General features: G+C 73.4%; 17 protein-coding genes and 3 pseudogenes. 11 read left to right on the top strand and 9 right to left on the bottom strand.

The window, feature by feature from the left end:
* Positions 1-20 precede the first annotated feature (20 nt).
* The 3 genes from kamD to kal are packed head-to-tail and all read left to right on the top strand — an operon-like array spanning position 21 to position 2,742.
* The gene (kamD, locus tag ACFP3R_RS11085; protein ID WP_380635214.1) at positions 21-1,616 is read left to right on the top strand and encodes a lysine 5,6-aminomutase subunit alpha; all 1,596 of its coding nucleotides are present in this window, start codon (positions 21-23) and stop codon (positions 1,614-1,616) included.
* The gene (gene kamE / locus ACFP3R_RS11080) at positions 1,613-2,359 is read left to right on the top strand and encodes a lysine 5,6-aminomutase subunit beta (protein WP_380635212.1); all 747 of its coding nucleotides are present in this window, start codon (positions 1,613-1,615) and stop codon (positions 2,357-2,359) included. The genes kamD and kamE overlap by 4 nt, the downstream gene beginning before the upstream one ends.
* Positions 2,356-2,742 (top strand): 3-aminobutyryl-CoA ammonia lyase, encoded by a 387-nt coding sequence (gene kal, locus ACFP3R_RS11075; protein ID WP_380635211.1) that lies wholly within the window; start codon positions 2,356-2,358, stop codon positions 2,740-2,742. Before kamE ends, kal begins: the two co-directional genes overlap by 4 nt.
* Before the next feature lie 112 nt (positions 2,743-2,854).
* Here kal and ACFP3R_RS11070 read toward each other — a convergent pair.
* A pseudogene (locus tag ACFP3R_RS11070) lies at positions 2,855-3,216 on the bottom strand (MFS transporter); the annotation flags it as partial.
* A gap of 154 nt (positions 3,217-3,370) precedes the next feature.
* Positions 3,371-3,793, bottom strand: coding sequence for a hypothetical protein (locus ACFP3R_RS11065; RefSeq protein ID WP_380635210.1), 423 nt, complete (start codon positions 3,791-3,793; stop codon positions 3,371-3,373).
* Between the two features lie 68 nt (positions 3,794-3,861).
* On the opposite strand from ACFP3R_RS11065, the gene ACFP3R_RS11060 reads away from it, so the two are divergent.
* Together ACFP3R_RS11060 and ACFP3R_RS11055 are read left to right on the top strand one after the other, a co-directional pair.
* On the top strand, positions 3,862-4,215 hold the full coding sequence (locus tag ACFP3R_RS11060; protein WP_380635208.1) for a GntR family transcriptional regulator: 354 nt from the start codon (positions 3,862-3,864) through the stop codon (positions 4,213-4,215).
* Between the two features lie 23 nt (positions 4,216-4,238).
* Positions 4,239-4,991 (top strand): TetR/AcrR family transcriptional regulator, encoded by a 753-nt coding sequence (locus tag ACFP3R_RS11055; protein WP_380635207.1) that lies wholly within the window; start codon positions 4,239-4,241, stop codon positions 4,989-4,991.
* Here the strand turns inward: ACFP3R_RS11055 and ACFP3R_RS11050 are convergent.
* Entirely contained in the window at positions 4,985-5,170 is a 186-nt protein-coding gene (locus ACFP3R_RS11050) for a PspC domain-containing protein (protein ID WP_344037054.1), read from the bottom strand. The genes ACFP3R_RS11055 and ACFP3R_RS11050 overlap by 7 nt on opposite strands.
* On the opposite strand from ACFP3R_RS11050, the pseudogene ACFP3R_RS11045 reads away from it, so the two are divergent.
* From ACFP3R_RS11045 to ACFP3R_RS11030, 4 genes and pseudogenes are all read left to right on the top strand, one after another.
* A pseudogene (locus tag ACFP3R_RS11045) lies at positions 5,169-5,831 on the top strand (MrcB family domain-containing protein); the annotation flags it as partial. The gene ACFP3R_RS11050 and the pseudogene ACFP3R_RS11045 overlap by 2 nt on opposite strands.
* 19 nt (positions 5,832-5,850) lie before the next feature.
* Positions 5,851-6,393, top strand: coding sequence for a protein NO VEIN domain-containing protein (locus tag ACFP3R_RS11040; protein WP_380635206.1), 543 nt, complete (start codon positions 5,851-5,853; stop codon positions 6,391-6,393).
* 69 nt (positions 6,394-6,462) lie between these two features.
* Positions 6,463-7,836, top strand: a pseudogene (gene lnt, locus ACFP3R_RS11035) (apolipoprotein N-acyltransferase); the annotation flags it as partial.
* Positions 7,837-8,040: 204 nt separating this feature from the next.
* Positions 8,041-8,847 carry a polyprenol monophosphomannose synthase gene (locus ACFP3R_RS11030; RefSeq protein ID WP_380635268.1) on the top strand — a complete coding sequence of 269 codons (807 nt, stop codon included), beginning with the start codon at positions 8,041-8,043 and terminating at the stop codon, positions 8,845-8,847.
* A gap of 127 nt (positions 8,848-8,974) precedes the next feature.
* Here the strand turns inward: ACFP3R_RS11030 and ACFP3R_RS11025 are convergent, their stop codons facing one another.
* From ACFP3R_RS11025 to ACFP3R_RS11010, 4 genes are all read right to left on the bottom strand, one after another.
* Positions 8,975-9,319, bottom strand: a complete 345-nt coding sequence (locus ACFP3R_RS11025; protein WP_380635204.1) for an RNA polymerase-binding protein RbpA — start codon at positions 9,317-9,319, stop codon at positions 8,975-8,977.
* 464 nt (positions 9,320-9,783) lie between these two features.
* Positions 9,784-10,260 (bottom strand): NUDIX hydrolase, encoded by a 477-nt coding sequence (locus ACFP3R_RS11020; RefSeq protein ID WP_380635202.1) that lies wholly within the window; start codon positions 10,258-10,260, stop codon positions 9,784-9,786.
* A 26-nt stretch (positions 10,261-10,286) separates the two neighbouring features.
* A complete protein-coding gene (locus ACFP3R_RS11015; RefSeq protein WP_380635201.1) occupies positions 10,287-10,847 on the bottom strand; it encodes a helix-turn-helix domain-containing protein in 561 nt (186 codons plus the stop codon).
* A gap of 21 nt (positions 10,848-10,868) precedes the next feature.
* Positions 10,869-11,588, bottom strand: coding sequence for a thymidine kinase (locus ACFP3R_RS11010; protein WP_380635199.1), 720 nt, complete (start codon positions 11,586-11,588; stop codon positions 10,869-10,871).
* A 237-nt stretch (positions 11,589-11,825) separates the two neighbouring features.
* Between ACFP3R_RS11010 and ACFP3R_RS11005 the strand changes: the two genes are divergently transcribed.
* Both ACFP3R_RS11005 and ACFP3R_RS11000 read left to right on the top strand, forming a co-directional pair.
* Positions 11,826-12,149 (top strand): PadR family transcriptional regulator, encoded by a 324-nt coding sequence (locus ACFP3R_RS11005; protein ID WP_465269989.1) that lies wholly within the window; start codon positions 11,826-11,828, stop codon positions 12,147-12,149.
* On the top strand, positions 12,146-12,880 hold the full coding sequence (locus ACFP3R_RS11000) for a hypothetical protein (protein ID WP_380635198.1): 735 nt from the start codon (positions 12,146-12,148) through the stop codon (positions 12,878-12,880). The genes ACFP3R_RS11005 and ACFP3R_RS11000 overlap by 4 nt, the downstream gene beginning before the upstream one ends.
* 44 nt (positions 12,881-12,924) lie before the next feature.
* On the opposite strand, the gene ACFP3R_RS10995 is transcribed toward ACFP3R_RS11000, so the two are convergent.
* Complete coding sequence (locus ACFP3R_RS10995; RefSeq protein WP_380635196.1) at positions 12,925-14,322, bottom strand: MFS transporter; 1,398 nt, start codon at positions 14,320-14,322, stop codon at positions 12,925-12,927.
* A gap of 177 nt (positions 14,323-14,499) precedes the next feature.
* Complete coding sequence (locus ACFP3R_RS10990; RefSeq protein ID WP_380635194.1) at positions 14,500-15,273, bottom strand: glycerophosphodiester phosphodiesterase family protein; 774 nt, start codon at positions 15,271-15,273, stop codon at positions 14,500-14,502.
* Positions 15,274-15,312 lie beyond the last annotated feature (39 nt).

Below are 15,312 nucleotides of genomic sequence, written 5' to 3'. Positions count from 1 at the left end.
CCGCTGAAGGGACGTGGCACATGGCGTTGCTCGACCTGGACCCGCACGTGGTGGCCAGGGCGCGGGCCCTGGCCGCGCGGGCCGCCGAACCGGTGGTGGACCTGGCCAGGGCCCACACCACGGTGGCGGTCGAGCGCGCCACGCTCCGCCTGGCCGGCATCACCGGCGCGGACTCCACCCACCGCGCCGGCGACGTGCCCTGGGTCAACCGGGTCGTCGACACCGTGCGCGAGCACTGCGGCCTGGAGCACGGCGTCGCCCTGCCCGTGTTCCACGCCCTGCGCCGCCACGACCTGCCCACCCTGACGGAGCTGGCCGAGGCCACCGCCGCCGGGCAGGTCCGCTACGAGCTGCCGACCGGCCGCGACCGCGAGCGCGCCCGCCGGGCCGCCACCGCCGCGGTCACCCGCGGCCTGCGCACCGTCGACCGCAACCGCGCGCGGCGGGAGAAGCTGGTGGCCAGGTGGGGCGACCCGCCGCGGCGGCCGTGGATCTACCTGATCGTGGCCACCGGCGACATCGACGAGGACGTCGTGCAGGCGGGCAACGCCGCCCGCGCCGGCGCCGACGTCATCGCGGTCATCCGCTCCACCGGCCAGTCGCTGCTGGACTACGTCCCCGAGGGCGCCACCCACCACGGCTTCGCCGGCACCTACGCCACCCAGGAGAACTTCCGCATCATGCGGGCCGCGCTGGACGAGGTGTCCCGGGAGGTCGGCCGCTACGTGCGGCTGACCAACTACGCCTCGGGTCTGTGCATGCCCGAGATCGCCGTGCTGGCCGGGTTGCAGCGGCTGGACATGATGCTCAACGACTCGATGTACGGAATCCTGTTCCGCGACATCAACCCCGTGCGGACCTTCGTCGACCAGCGGTTCTCCCGCCAGGTCCACGCCCGCGCCGGCATCATCATCAACACCGGCGAGGACAACTACCTCACCACCGACGACGCCGTGGACGCCGCCCACACCGTCACGGTGTCGCAGCTGCTCAACGAGCGCTTCGCGCACGAGGCCGGGCTGCCGGACCACCTGCTGGGCCTGGGCCACGCCTTCGAGATCAACCCGAAGGTGCCCGAGTCGTTCCGGCTGGAGCTGGCGCACGCGCTGCTGGCCCGCGAGCTGTTCCCGGACGCGCCGCTGAAGTGGATGCCGCCGACCAAGCACATGACCGGCGACGTGTTCCACGGCCACCTGCTCGACGGGTTCTTCAACCTCGCCGGCGTGCTCACCGGCCAGTCGATCCTGCTGGTGGGCATGATGACCGAGGCCGTGGTGACCCCGTTCCTGTCCGACCGGGACCTGGCGCTGGCCAACGTCCGCTACGTGCTGGACGCGGCGGGCGGCCTGGCCGAGGACTTCCGGCCCGCCCCGGACGGGTTCATCGCCAAGCGCGCCCACCAGGTGCTGGGCGAGGCGGTGGACCTGCTGGGGCGCATCGTCGACCAGGGCCTGCTGGCCGCGATCGCCGAGGGCACCTTCGGCCTGATGAAGCGCCCCGCCGACGGCGGCCGGGGCGCGGACGGCGTGGTGGAGAAGGCCGAGGGCTACCTCAACCCGGCCGCCGAGCTGCTGGAGACCGGAGTGCCCGAGACCGGGGCGGGGGTGGCGCGGTGAGCAAGCGGCACGTGCGCCCCTACGGCGACACCACCGGCGACGGCATGGTGCAGACCTCGTTCACGCTGCCCGTGCCGTTCGGGCCGCGCGCCGACGGCGCCGCGCAGCAGCTGGCCAACAGGATGGGCATCGACCCGGCGATGGTGGTGCACTCCCACCCGATCGGCGCCGACTTCACCTTCTTCGTCGTCTACGGCTCGGTGCGCCACGTGGTGGACCTGGACGAGGTGCGGGTGGTGGAGCGGGAGTACCCGCTGCTGTCGCCGGCCGAGGTCAACGCGGCGCTGAAGAAGGCGCTGCGGCGCAAGCTGGTGGTGGTGGGCGGCTGCATCGGCACCGACGCGCACACCGTCGGCATCGACGCGATCCTCAACGTCAAGGGCTTCGCGGGGGAGAAGGGCCTGGAGTACTACCGGGAGCTGCGGGTGGTGAACCTGGGCGCGCAGGTGTCGGTGCCGGAGCTGGTGCGGCGGGCGCGGGCGGAGAAGGCCGACGCGGTGCTGGTGTCGCAGGTGGTGACCCAGCGCGACGCGCACGTGCTCAACACCCGGGAGATGTCGGCGGCGTTCCGGGAGGCGATGGGGGCGCGGCGGCCGCTGCTGGTGGCGGGCGGTCCCCGGTTCGACCCGCTGATGGCGGACGAGCTGGGCGTGGACCGGGTGTTCGGGCGCGGCACCACGCCCGGCGAGGTCGCCAGCTACCTGGTGCACGCGGTGCGGTCCCAGCGGAAGGAGAAGGTGTGAGCCCGATCGAGGGTGTCACGGTCACCCACCGGCGGTACGTGCCCCACTCGCACGCCCACTACGGGGGCAGCCTCGTCGACGGCGCGTACGGGCTGGGCCTGTTCGGGGACGTGGCGACGGAGCTGCTGATCCGCACCGACGCCGACGAGGGCCTGTTCGCGGGCTACTCGGCGGTGGAGTTCCTGGCCCCGGTGCAGGCCGGTGACGTGCTGGAGGCCACGGCGACGCTGGTGCGGGTCGGGACCCGGTCGCGGGAGCTGGAGTTCGAGCTGCGCGTGGTGTGCCGGTCGGCGCCCGCGCGGGGCCCGTCGGCGGCCGACGTCCTCGACCCGCCGGTGCTGGCCACCCGGGCGCGGGGCACGGTGGTGGTGCCGAAGACGTGAGCGGGGCCCGCGTCCCGGCCGGCGGACCGGCCGGCCCCGACCAGCCCGGCGCCCCGGCGCGGGCCCGACCGGCGGTCTCGGGTGCCCGCCGGGGCAGCAGCAGCGGGGTGGCCGGCAGCAGGTCGAGCCGGTAGGTGGCGAACACCGGGTTGAACACCCCGGCGCAGGTGATCAGGGCGAGTTCGACGGCGATGACAAGCACCAGTCCGCCCGCGCCGGGTGGACGAAGGCCAGCCCGACCGACCAGCAGGCGCGCAGCGCCCCGGCGGTCAGCAGGACCCGGTGCGTGCCGAACCGGGCGACCAGCCGGCGCGAGAGCCGCGAGCCGACCAGGCCACCCACGCAGGGCGCGGCGAAGGCCAGGCCGTACTGCCAGGCGGTGAACCCCAGCTCGCCCGGCATCAGCACCGCCAGCAGCGGCGCGGAGGCCATGATCAGGCCGTTGACCAGGGCGGTGTCGAGCAGCAGGGGCCGCCGCGACGAGCAGCAGGTGGGCGTAGCCGAGGCGGTCGAGGGCGAAGGCGACGGGCACGCTGCCCACGGCCGCGAACCGGACCGCGTCCATCGCCACCATCACCGGCCGTTTGCATGCCCCCCCAGAGGGTTTCAGCGGGGTTTTCAGCCGGGTTCAGCCGCCCGCGTCCCCGCTCTCGTCGGTGTCCCCGGTGTCGCGGCAGGCGTCGGAGAGGTTGACCCGGTGCTCGTCGCGCAGCTGCCCGGCCAGGTCGGCGGGGTCGACGCCGGGGGCTTCGACCACCCGCAGCGACGCCGGGGTCAGGGCCGTGCCGGCGGCGTCGGAGGCGCCGGTGAGCAGCCGGTGGTTGTCGGCCTTGGTGCGCTGGTCGCGGACCTCGCGCACGCGCGGGTCGCCGCGCAGCCGCTCGGCGGTGGCGCGCATGTCCTCGTCGGTGGCGAACAGCAGCCGCAGGTCGGTGCAGTAGGCGGTGGGCGTGCCCGGCACCGGCTGGTGCCGCGGCAGCACCACCGCGACCGCGGCGGCGGCCAGGACGAGGGCCGCCGCGACCGTGAGCGGCCGAACGGTGGAGGGCATGCACAAACCCTGCCACCGACCGTGGTGGCACGGCGACTCGGCGGTGGCGCTCTGCCACTATCGACGGTGTGCTCAGCCTCGACCCGGCCTCCACCGTGCCGCCCTACGAGCAGGTGCGGTCCCAGTTGGCCCGCAAGATCACCGACCGCGAGCTGGCGGCGGGCGCCCGGCTGCCCACGGTGCGCGCGCTGGCGGCGGACCTGGGCATCGCGGTCAACACCGTGGCCCGCGCCTACCGGGAGCTGGAGGAGGCGGGTCTCGTCGAGACCCGCGGCAGAGCCGGCACCGTGGTCAGCGCCGCGGGCGAGCGCAGCCGGGAGAAGGTGCTGCGCGCGGCCCGCGCCTACGCGGCCACGGCCCGCGAGCAGGGGTTGACCGCCGAGGAGGCGCTGGAGATCGCGCGGGCCGCGCTGGCCGGGTAGCGGTCCCCGTAGGGTGGTCGGCCGTGGCGAGCGAACACGGCGGCGGCGACCCGGCCCGGACCCTGGCGGTGCTGTGGCGCGTGAACGGGCGCGCCGCGCGCAAGGACCTCGGGGTGGACCGCATCGTGGCGGCGGCGGTGGAGCTGGCCGACGCCGAGGGCCTGGGCGCCCTGTCGATGCGGCGGGTGGCCGACCGGCTCGGCGTGGGCACGATGTCGCTGTACACGCACGTGCCGGGCAAGTCGGAGCTGGTGGACGCGATGGTGGACGCGGTGCAGGCGGAGACCGCGCGCCCGCCCCACGCGCCGGGCGCCTGGCGGGCCTCGCTGACCGCGATCGCGAGGGAGAACCGGGCGCTGCACCTGCGCCACCCGTGGCTGTTGGAGGTCGTGGCGCACCGGGCGGTGCTGGGCCCCCACGTGGCGGCGAAGTACGACTACGAGCTGGGCGCGGTGGACGGCATCGGGCTGGGCGACGTGGAGATGGACTCGGTGCTCACCCTGGTGTTGGCGCACGTGCGGGCGGCCGCGCGGATCGCGGTGGAGGCCGAGGTGGCGCGGCGGCGCACCGGCCTGACCGACGAGCAGTGGTGGCGGGCCGCCGCGCCGTTCCTGGCGAAGGTGTTCGACCCCGACCGGTTCCCGCTGGCGGCCCGCGTGGGCGCCGCGGCCGGCGAGGAGCACGGCGCGGCCTACCAGGGGGAGCACGCGTTCGCGTTCGGCCTGGAACGCGTGCTGGACGGCATCGAGGCGCTGGTGCGGTCCCGCCGTCAGTAGGGCCGCTTGGGCATCATCACCCACAGCACGAGGTAGACGAGGAACTGCGGTCCGGGCAGCAGGCAGGACACGACGAACAGCAGCCGGACGGTGTTGGGCTTCCACCCGTACCGAGCGGCGAGCCCGGCGCACACGCCCGCGATCACCTTCTGGTTCTGCGGCCTGGTCAACGTGGTCATGAACTCCACCATCCCCGTGTTCGGGTCCCCCGGCATCGGTGAGGACCCTGATTTCCTACCCCCGGCGGGGGCCCCGCAATCCCAGGGCAACCAATCCATGATCGACACGTCGCGATCGGCGCGGACCACCCACCTCCCCTTCGAGGTCACTCGACCGTGTGATGCTGCTGCGGTGCGTGAGGTCATGAGACGGGTGATGGCGGCCCAGGCGGAGTTCGAACCCCGGTACGGCGAGGCGATGAGGCGCCGCCGGGAGCTGGTGTGCGACGGGATGACCCGGCGGCTGGGGGACCTCCTGCCCGGCCTGCGGGAGGTCGGCATGAACGACCTGGCGGTGGACGCGAGCGACGGCCAGGGCCGTCCCGCGGAGATCCCGTGGGCGCGGGTGCACTCGACGAGCCGCGCTCGTCGGGTCCGGGACGGGTGGTCGGTGGTCTACCTGTTCGACGCGCGCGGGCAGGGCGTGTACCTGGCGCTCATGCAGGGCACCACGACCGGCGACAGCGACGCCCCCGTGGACCGGTCGTCCGGGGAACTGGTGGAGGGGGCGAGGGCGGCGCGGGCGGCCCTCGCGCGGGAGCTGGCGAGGCGGCCCGACCTGCTGGAGGCGATCGACCTGAGGGGGCGGGTGAGCAAGAGGGCACGCGGCTACGAGTACGGCACCGCGGTGGCCTTCCGACGTGCCCTCCGACGAGGTGCTGGAGGCCGATCTGCGGTTCATGGTCTCCCTGCTGGGCCGGTTGTACGCGCTGGGGGCGCCGTCACCGGAGGTCGAGGAGGCGGTCTCCGCCGTCGCCCGTGCGGCGGGGCGGCGCGGCACCGGCTCCGGCCAGGGGTTCGGCCTGAGCCACGCCGAACGGCTCGCCGTGGAGGCGCACTCGGTGGCGATGGCCTGCGACCACCTGCGGGCACAGGGCTACGAGGTGCGCGACGTCGGGGCGAGGGAGTCCTATGACCTCGACGCGACCCGGGGGGACGAGCACCTGTTCGTGGAGGTGAAGGGCACCACCTCGGCGGGGGCGGAGGTGGTGCTGACCCACAACGAGGTGCTGCTCAACGCCGAGCACCACCCGGACACGATGTTGATCGTGGTCGCCGGCGTGGAGCTGGACCGGGCGGCGGTGCCGCCGACGGCGGGCGGGGGAGTACTGCGCGTGGCGCACCCGTGGTCGGTGGACCCCGCGGACCTGACGCCCGTCGCCTACCGCTACCGCCTCCGGTGACCGGCTCGTCGCCCGGGGGCATCCCGCCCACGCGCGGGCGCCCCGCCGCCGGGCTCGTAGGCTGACCTGGTGGTCGCACCAATCGTGGCGCCGGGACCGTCCGCCGCCGACTCCCCGTCCTCCCGCCGCCGGTTTCCGGGCGGCGCGCTGTCGCGGGTGGTGTTCGCGGCCCTCGGCGGGGTGCTGGTCTACCTGAGCTTCCCGCCGCGCACCGCGTGGTGGTTGGCGCCGCTGGGGTTCGCCGTGCTGGGGCTGCTGCTGCACGGGCGCCGGGCGCGGGCCGGGTTCGGGGTGGGGCTGGTGTGGGGGTTGGGGTTCACCGTGCCGCTGTTGCGGTGGACCGGGGAGTTCGTGGGGCTGGTCGCGTGGTTGCCGCTGGCGCTGGTGTGCGCGGTGCTGATCGCGGTCGGCACGGCGGTGATGGCGCTGGTGTCGCGGCTGCCGGGGGCACCGCTGTGGATGGCGCTGGTGTGGGTGGCCGACGAGGCGTTGCGGGCGGTGTTCCCGTTCGGCGGGTTCCCGTGGGGCAAGATCGCGTTCGGGCAGCCGGAGGGCTGGTACCTGCCGCTGGCGTCGGTGGGGGGCGCGCCGCTGGTGGGGTTCGCGGTGGCGTTGACGGGCCTGGGCGCCGCGCACCTGGCCCGCGGCCGCCTGCGGGCGGCGGTGTGGGTGGTGGCGCCGCTGGCGGCGGGCCTGGTGGTGGCGCCGCTGGCGCGGGTGGAGCCGTCGGGGGACGTGGTGGTGGCCGCGGTGCAGGGCAACGTGCCGCGCGCGGGCCTGGACTTCAACGCCCAGCGGCGCGCGGTGCTGGACAACCACGTCGCGCGGACGCTGGAGCTGGCCGAGGACGTGCGGGCGGGCCGGGAGCGCAGGCCGGACCTGGTGATCTGGCCGGAGAACGCCTCCGACATCGACCCGTTCCGCAACGTCGACGCCGCGGCGCAGATCCAGCGCGCGGTGGAGGCGATCGGCGCGCCCGTCGCGGTGGGGGCGGTGCTGATCGACCCGGACGACCGGCTGCCGCGCAACACGGTGCTGCTCTTCGAGCCCGGTCTGGGCGCCACCGACACCTACACCAAGCGGCAGTTGCAGCCGTTCGGGGAGACCATGCCCTACCGGTCGTTCTTCCGGGTCTTCAGCAGCGCGGTGGACCGGGCGAGCGACTTCCAGCCCGGTCACGACCCGCGGGGGTTCACCATGGCGGGGGTGCGGGTGGCGATCGACACCTGCTACGAGGTGGCCTTCGACGGGGTGGTGCGGGACTCGGTGCGGGCGGGGGCGGACCTGATCGCGATCCCGACGAACAACGCCACCTTCGGCTGGACGGAGATGACCTACCAGCAGCTGGCGATGTCGCGGGTGCGGGCGGTGGAGCACGGCCGGTCGGTGGTGGTGGCCGCGACCAGCGGGGTCAGCGCGATCGTGGCCCCGGACGGCTCGGTGACGCGGCGGACCGGCATGTTCACCCCCGACGCACTGGTGGCGGAGGTCTCGTTGGGCCGGGAGGCTACGCTGGCGACCCGGCTCGGCGCGTGGCCCGAGTGGGTGATGACCGCCCTGGGCCTGTCGGCCGCGGCGTTCAGCTTGGCAGTGACACGACGACGATCGCGTCCGACCCTGGTGCGGGTGTCGGCGAGGAGGAAACGGATGGCGGACCAGCAGGCGCGGCCTGACCACGAGCTCGGGCCGGTGCTGGTGGTGATCCCGACCTACAACGAGCGGGAGAACATCACGAGGATCGTCAAGCGGCTGCACGCGGCCCTGCCCCGGGTGCACGCGCTCGTGGTGGACGACGGCAGCCCGGACGGCACCGGTCGGGTGGCCGACGAGATGGCGGCCGCCGACGAGCGGGTCCACGTGCTGCACCGCACGGAGAAGGCGGGCCTGGGCGCGGCCTACGTGGCGGGGTTCCGGTGGGCGCTGGAGCGCGGCTACGGGGTGGTCGTGGAGATGGACGCCGACGGCTCGCACGCCCCGGAGGACCTGCCGCGCCTGCTGGACGCGCTGGAGAGCGCCGACCTGGTGCTGGGTTCGCGCTACGTGCCCGGCGGCAGCACGGTGAACTGGTCGAAGTCGCGGGAGCTGATCTCGCGCGGCGGGAACCTGTACTCGCAGCTGGCGCTGGGGGCGCGGGTCAAGGACATCACCGGCGGGTTCCGGGCGTTCCGGGCGGGGGTGCTGGAGCGGATCAGGCTGGACACGGTGGCCTCGCAGGGCTACTGCTTCCAGATCGACCTGGCGTGGCGGGCGATCGAGCTGGGTCACCGGGTGGTGGAGGTGCCGATCACGTTCACCGAGCGGGAGATCGGCGAGTCGAAGATGAGCGGCAACATCGTGCGCGAGGCGTTGTGGCGGGTCACCAAGTGGGGTGTGCGGCGCCGGGCGACGCAGCTGCGGGGGTTGTTCGCGGCGAAGGCGGAGGCGGGCGCGTCGGGCGGCCGCCGGCCCCGGTGACGACCGCCTCGACCACGACGTGAGCGGTCACGTCCCGGTGGTGTCCGCCTCGGTGGTGTTCGGGGTGGTGGCGTGACGCGAACGGGGGCCCGCCGGATCGATCCGGCGGGCCCCCGTTCGCGTCGGCTCAGGCGGTGCGGGTGCGCCGTCCCCTGAGCTCTTCGAGCCGCTCGTCGAGCAGCTCCTCCAGCTCGGGGATGGTGCGCCGTTCCAGCAGCATGTCCCAGTGGGTGCGCGGCGGCTTGACCTTCTTCGCCTCGGGCACGGCGCCGTCGATGATCTTCGACTCCTGTCCGTGGAGTCGACACTCCCAGGTGTGGGGGATCTCGGCGTCGTCGGAGAAGGGGACCTCGAAGTCGTGGCCCTTGGGGCAGGCGTACCGCACCGACCGGCGCGGGGCGAGGTCGTGATTGCGGTCGGTCTCGTAGCTGACAGCTCCGAGCCGGCTACCCCGTAGAACGCGGTCGGCCATGGCGGTGTCCTTTCGCTCGGCTCAGGGCGGTGCCCAGGCTTTGTTGCTACCGAGTGCAACGATCGGATTGCTCCGTTCGTTCCCGGTGTTCCGGTCGTCGTCGCCCACAGTGACGTCGTTCACCCGTCAACGAAGGCTTCCTCCCAAGGGAGGCAATCGCGGGCGGATCGTGACGCGTTATCCAGCTGCTCGCTCACTTCATCACACGGATGGAGTAATCCTGGCAGAGGTCGTGCGCCTGCGACAGCTTAGACCGAACACACAGGGCGACGTCACATCGGGTTTAACTCGACAGTAGTGACGCCCGTTATGTTTGCGGTCACGCAAAGTCATCTCGGTAAGGCTAGCGGGAACGGGACACGGCGGGTGACGCCGGGGCACAGGACGGTAGCGGACACGAGGATGTATCACCCTGACGGCCCGCACTCAAACGTTGTCCGGCGTCCTTGGCCGTCACGATGACTTCAGTGTTGCCCGAACGCAACGTCCTGCTCCAGGCGGTCGAGCAGGACGGCCTGGGCCTTGACGATCTTCTCCTTGGCCTGGACCAGCGGAAACCAGGCGACGCGGTCGAGTTCGGGGAAGTCCCGGAACCGGCCGGAGCCGCGCGGCCACTCCATGGTGTAGGTCCCGGGAATCACCTGTTCGGGGTCGAGGTCGCCGGCCAGCGCCCACGCCTGGACCAGCTTGCCGCCGGCCTGGCGGACCTCGCCCAGGGGGCGCAGCTCGCCGGGGGGCAGGGGCAGGCCGAGTTCCTCGGTGAACTCGCGGCGGGCGGTGGTCTCGGGTTCCTCGTCGTCCTCGGGCATCCCCTTGGGGATGGACCAGGCGCCGGCGTCCTTGCCGGACCAGTAGGGGCCGCCCATGTGGCCGAGCAGGATCTGGAGTTCGCCCTCGTGGTGGCGGTGGAGCACGATGCCCGCGCTGCGCTTGCCGGTCATGGGTCCAGTGTGGCGGGGCGGGGTGCTCAGCCCTTGCGGCGGGTGCGCATGTGCATCTGCTCGCCCTGCCTGCCGAACAGGCTGAGGATCTCGACGGGTTCGTCGTCGGCGGGGCCGAACCAGTGGGGCAGGCGGGTGTCGAACTCGGCGGCCTCGCCGGCGACCAGGACGACGTCGTGGTCGGCCAGCACGAGGCGCAGCCGGCCGGACAGGACGTAGAGCCACTCGTAGCCGGTGTGGGTGCGGGGGTCGGGTTCGCCGCGCGGCGGGATGATCATCTTGTACGCCTGGAGGCCGCCGGGCTGCTGGGTCAGGGGCAGGACGGTCATGCCGTTGCGGCGCACGGGCACGGGGCGGATGCGGGGGTCGCCCACGGGTGGGGCGCCGACGAGTTCGTCGAGGGGCACGCGGTGGGCGCGGGCGATGGGCAGCAGCAGTTCGAGGGTGGGTTTGCGCAGGCCGGACTCCAGGCGGGACAGGGTGCTCTTGGAGATGCCGGTGGCGGCGGCGAGGTCGGCGAGGGTGGCGCCGCGGCTGGTGCGGAGGTGGCGGAGTCGTTCGCCGACCTTGTCGAGCACGTCGTCCATGGCTGTCCCTGTTCCCGGGGGTCAGGTGAGGCTGAGTTGGCGGCCGGTGACGGTGGCGGGGCCGAGGTCGCCGGTGCGGTAGTGGGTGCGGCACAGGACCTGGTAGCGGACCTCGTCGGCGACGACGACGGCGGTGTCGGCGACCAGGACGGTGTCGCCGGCGCGGACGACCTCGCCGTCGTGGACGCGGGCGTTGAAGCGGCCGGGGCGGCCGCACCAGCACAGGACCTCGACCTGGATGGCGTGCAGTTCGTCGGCGAGTTCGAACAGGCGTCGGGAGCCGGGGAACAGGGTGCTGCGGAAGTCGGTGGCCAGGCCGAAGCAGTAGACGTCGAGCTGGGCGTCGTCGGCGAGTTCGGCGAGCTGGTCGACCTGGTCGGGGGAGAGGAACTGGGCCTCGTCGACGATGAGGTAGTCGACGCGGGCGCCGCGGGCCCAGCGGTCGCGGACGACCTCGCGCAGGTCCATGCCCTCGTGGACCTCCAGGGCGGTGCGGGCCAGGCCCATGCGGCTGGAGATGGTGGGGGCGCCGGAGCGGTCGTGGCGGACCAGCAGCAGGCCGCGGCGGCCCTGGCGGGCCTGGTTGTGGTCGATCTGGAGGGCGAGGGTGGATTTGCCGCAGTCCATGGGGCCGAAGAAGAAGCGCAGCCTGCCGGTGGGGGACAGGGCGCGGCCGGCGCCGGCCGCGGGCACGGGGGACAGCGCGTCGGTCGGGTCCTGGGCAGGGTTGTCGGGTTCCACGGCGGGCCACCCTAGTGCGCCGGTGGTGGTCGGAGGGGTTCGGCCCGCCGTTGATCGACCGCCGGGGGCCGCCCGTGGTTGTTCCGGGGTTTCCGTGACTTCAGTGTTGCCCAAACGCAACGCTTTCCGGTCCGCAGCAGGCTGGGAACCACGAATCCCGACCACAACACCCCAACCCCGCCGAGATCGGGTAACTCCTCTCGACGAGATATACCGCGACGCGATATAACCTGTGGTGTGAAGGGTCTGTCGGAACAGGCGTTCCTGGTGTTGACGGCGTTGGCGGAGCAACCGCTGCACGGCTACGCGATCGTGCGCGCGGTGGAGGGGTTGTCGGAGGGCCGGGTGCGGCTGCGGGTGGGCACCCTCTACGGGGTGCTGGACCGGCTGGTGACCGACGGGTGGGCCGAACCCGACCGCGAGGAGGTGCACCAGGGTCGGTTGCGCCGGTACTACCGGCTGACCGACACGGGGGTGCGGGAGTTGTCGGCGGAGGTGGCGCGGCTGTCGGCCAACGTGCGGGCGGCGTCGTCGGTGTTGCGGGCGAGGGGGGCGCTGTGAGCGGGTCGTCGAGGTTGGAGCGCAGGTACCGCGCGTTGCTGCGGGTGCTGCCGGGCTGGTACCGGGCCGAGCGCGAGGAGGAGATGGTCGGGCTGTTCCTGGCCGACCGGGACGACGAGCTGGACCTGGAGCACTCCTGGCCGGGGTGGGGCGAGGCCGGGGCGACGGCGGTGCTGGCGCTGCGGGTGCGGCTGGGGGCGCGGCGCCCGGCGGGCGGGCTGGTGCGGCTGGTGGGGATGACCGGCCTGCTGGCGCAGCTGGTGATGGTGGGCCAGGTGTGGGCGGCCGTGGCGCGCTCCGGGGTGCCGCCGCAGGCGTGGTGGGCGGACGTGCCGGTGGTGGTGGCGTTCGCGGCGCTGGTGGCGGGTCACCGGGCGGTGGGGCGGGCGGCGGGCGCGGTGACGGGGGTGCTGGCGGTGCTGCCGTGGGCGCACGCGGTGCTGTCGGGGGCGCCGTGGTGGTTCACCGCGGTGTTCGCGCTGCCGGTGTGGGTCACGGCCGCGGCGGTGGTGGCGGGCTTCCACGCCGAGGCGCCGAGGCCGGGGCCCCGCTGGTGGGCCGCGGCGGTGGCGGGCGTGGCCGCCGGGGCGGTGGTGTCGCTGGTGGGGGCGGTCGCGGTGTGGCTGTCGTGGCTGACGTTCCTGTGGGCCTGGGTGGTGGCCGCGGCGCTGGTCGCGGTGCTGCGGCCGTGGCGTGCCGCGCCCCGGCCCGCGGCGCCCGACCCGGCCTGACCCGCCCCTGGTGGGGGACGGCCGCAACCGTCCCCCACCAGGGGTCAGACCTTGGCGGGGACGGGGTTGCCCGAGGCGGTGATGGCCCGCCGCACCGGCACGAAGATCAACAGCACGAACCCGACCACGAAGAAGATCACCAGGCTGATGATGGCCAACCGGAACGACCCGGTGGCCTGCCCCACCCCGGCGAACACCAGCGGCCCCAACCACGAGGTCGAGCGCTCGCCCACCTCGTAGAGGGAGAAGTACTGCGCCTCCCGACCCGGCGGGATCATCTGGCTGAACAGGGAACGGGACAGGGCGTTCGTGCCGCCCAGCACCAGGCCGATACCGGCGGCCAGGACGTAGAACTGCGCCTGCTGCCCGGCCTGCACGAAGAACGCGGCCCCCACCACCACGATCCACACGCACAGGCTCACCATGATGGTGCGCTTGGCACCCCAGGACCGGGCCAACCGGCCGTGCAGCACCCCGCCGAAGAACGCCACGAACTGCACGATCAGGATCGTCGTGATCAGCACGGTCTCGTCGAGCAGCAACTCGTCACGGCCGTACTGGGCGGAGACGTTGGCGACGGTGGCGATGCCGTCGGTGTAGATGAGGTAGGTCCCCAGGAACGCCAGGGTCAGCGGGAACATGCGGGCCTGGCGGGCGGTGGAGCGCAGCTCGGCGAACCCGGCGGTGATCACCGAGGCGCCGCTCTCGCTGCCGTGCGGCGCCTGGTGGCGCTTGAGGCGGGCCAGCGGGATCAGGGTGAACCCGGCCCACCACAACCCCGACAGCACGAACGCGACCCGCACCGCCGCCGACTCGGACAGACCGATGGCGTCGTGGCCGATGAACAACGCCAGGTGCAGCCCCAGGGCGATACCGCCACCCAGGTAACCGAACGCCCAACCCCGGGCGGAGACCCCGTCGCGCTCGTCGGGATCGGCGATCTCCGGCAGGAAGGCGTAGTACACCACCACCGACGCGCCGTAGCAGATGTTGCCCAGGATGAACAGCGCCACACCCAGGTGCCAGTTGTCCCCGGACACCAGCGCCAGCGCGATCGTCGCGGTCGACCCGGCGAAGGCCAGCGCGCCCAGCATGCGCCGCTTGTTCTGCGTCCGATCGGCGATCGCACCCATGATCGGCAGCACCAGCACCTGGACCACCGTGGCCACCGACAGCAGGTAACCCCACAGCGACCCGGCCGGGAAGTACAACCCGAACGCGCTGATGTCGCACGAGCGCAGCGCCGACTCCGCACACGCCCGCGGCCCGTTGCGGGCCGTGTCGGCCTTCGCCGCCTCCTCGGCCACCGCCGTGAGATAACCCGAGAGGAACACCAGGGCCACCGAGGTCGGGAACACCGAGTTCGCCCAGTCGTACCAGGTCCAACCCCGTTGCTCCCGCTTGCGGTCCACGGTGGGGGTGGTGCTGTCGGCCACGCTCATGGGGGCGGACTGTAGCCGGTGGTTCCCCCGTTGGTGGTGATCACCACCAACCTGTTGCCTCCCGGACCCCCGATGTGCGCCCAACCCGCCCACGCACGGTGGCACACCCCCACGGGGACCCGGGGGAGGGGCACCCACAGCCCCAACCACCCCACCCAGGATCACCCCCGCCCGGCCTCACCCCGCCCAGGCACCCCGCGCGACCAACACCTCCCGCAACCGGTCCGGCCGATCCGTCACCAACCCGTCCACCCCCAGGTCCAACAACTCCCGCATCACCGGCTCCTCGTCCACCGTCCACACGTGCACCTCCACCCCCCGCCGGTGCGCCGCCCCCACGAACCGCCCGTCCACCACCCGCAACCGACCCTGCACCCGCGGCACCTGCGCGACCGTGCCCCGCACCGGCAACCGCGCCACCCCCACCCGACCCGACGCCCACAACGCCCCCACGTTGCGCGGCCCCATCGACGTCAACAACCCCGCACCACCCCCACGCCGCAACCGCGCCAACCGCCGATCCGAGAACGACGCCAGGCACACCCGCCCCACCGACCCCGTCCGCCGCAGCACCTCCAACACCGGCCCCACCGCCGCATCCGCCTTCACATCGATGTTGAACAACGCCCCCGGCAACTCCTCCAGCACGTCCTCCAACCGCGACACCGGCTCCCGACCCCCCACCCGCGCCCGCCGCACCCGCGACCACGGCTGCCCCACCACCGCCCCGCTCCCGTCCGTCGTCCGGTCCAACACCGCGTCGTGGTGCACCACCACCACCCCGTCCGACGTCGCGTGCACATCCGTCTCCAGGTACCGGTACCCCTCCCGCACCGCCCGCACGAACGCCGCCAACGAGTTCTCCATCCCCGCCAACTCGTCCAGGTGCCAACCCCGATGGGCATAGGCACGGGGATGCGGTCCGGTCAGGTACGGGTGGGTCGCGGTCACAGCGCCAGAGTCTGCCCTGGCGGCGTGGCGTTGCCGTGA

The organism is Saccharothrix lopnurensis (genome assembly GCF_042658445.1).
Classification (GTDB): Bacteria; Actinomycetota; Actinomycetes; order Mycobacteriales; family Pseudonocardiaceae; genus Actinosynnema; species Actinosynnema lopnurensis.
This window is presented reverse-complemented; position numbering and strand designations above follow the sequence as displayed.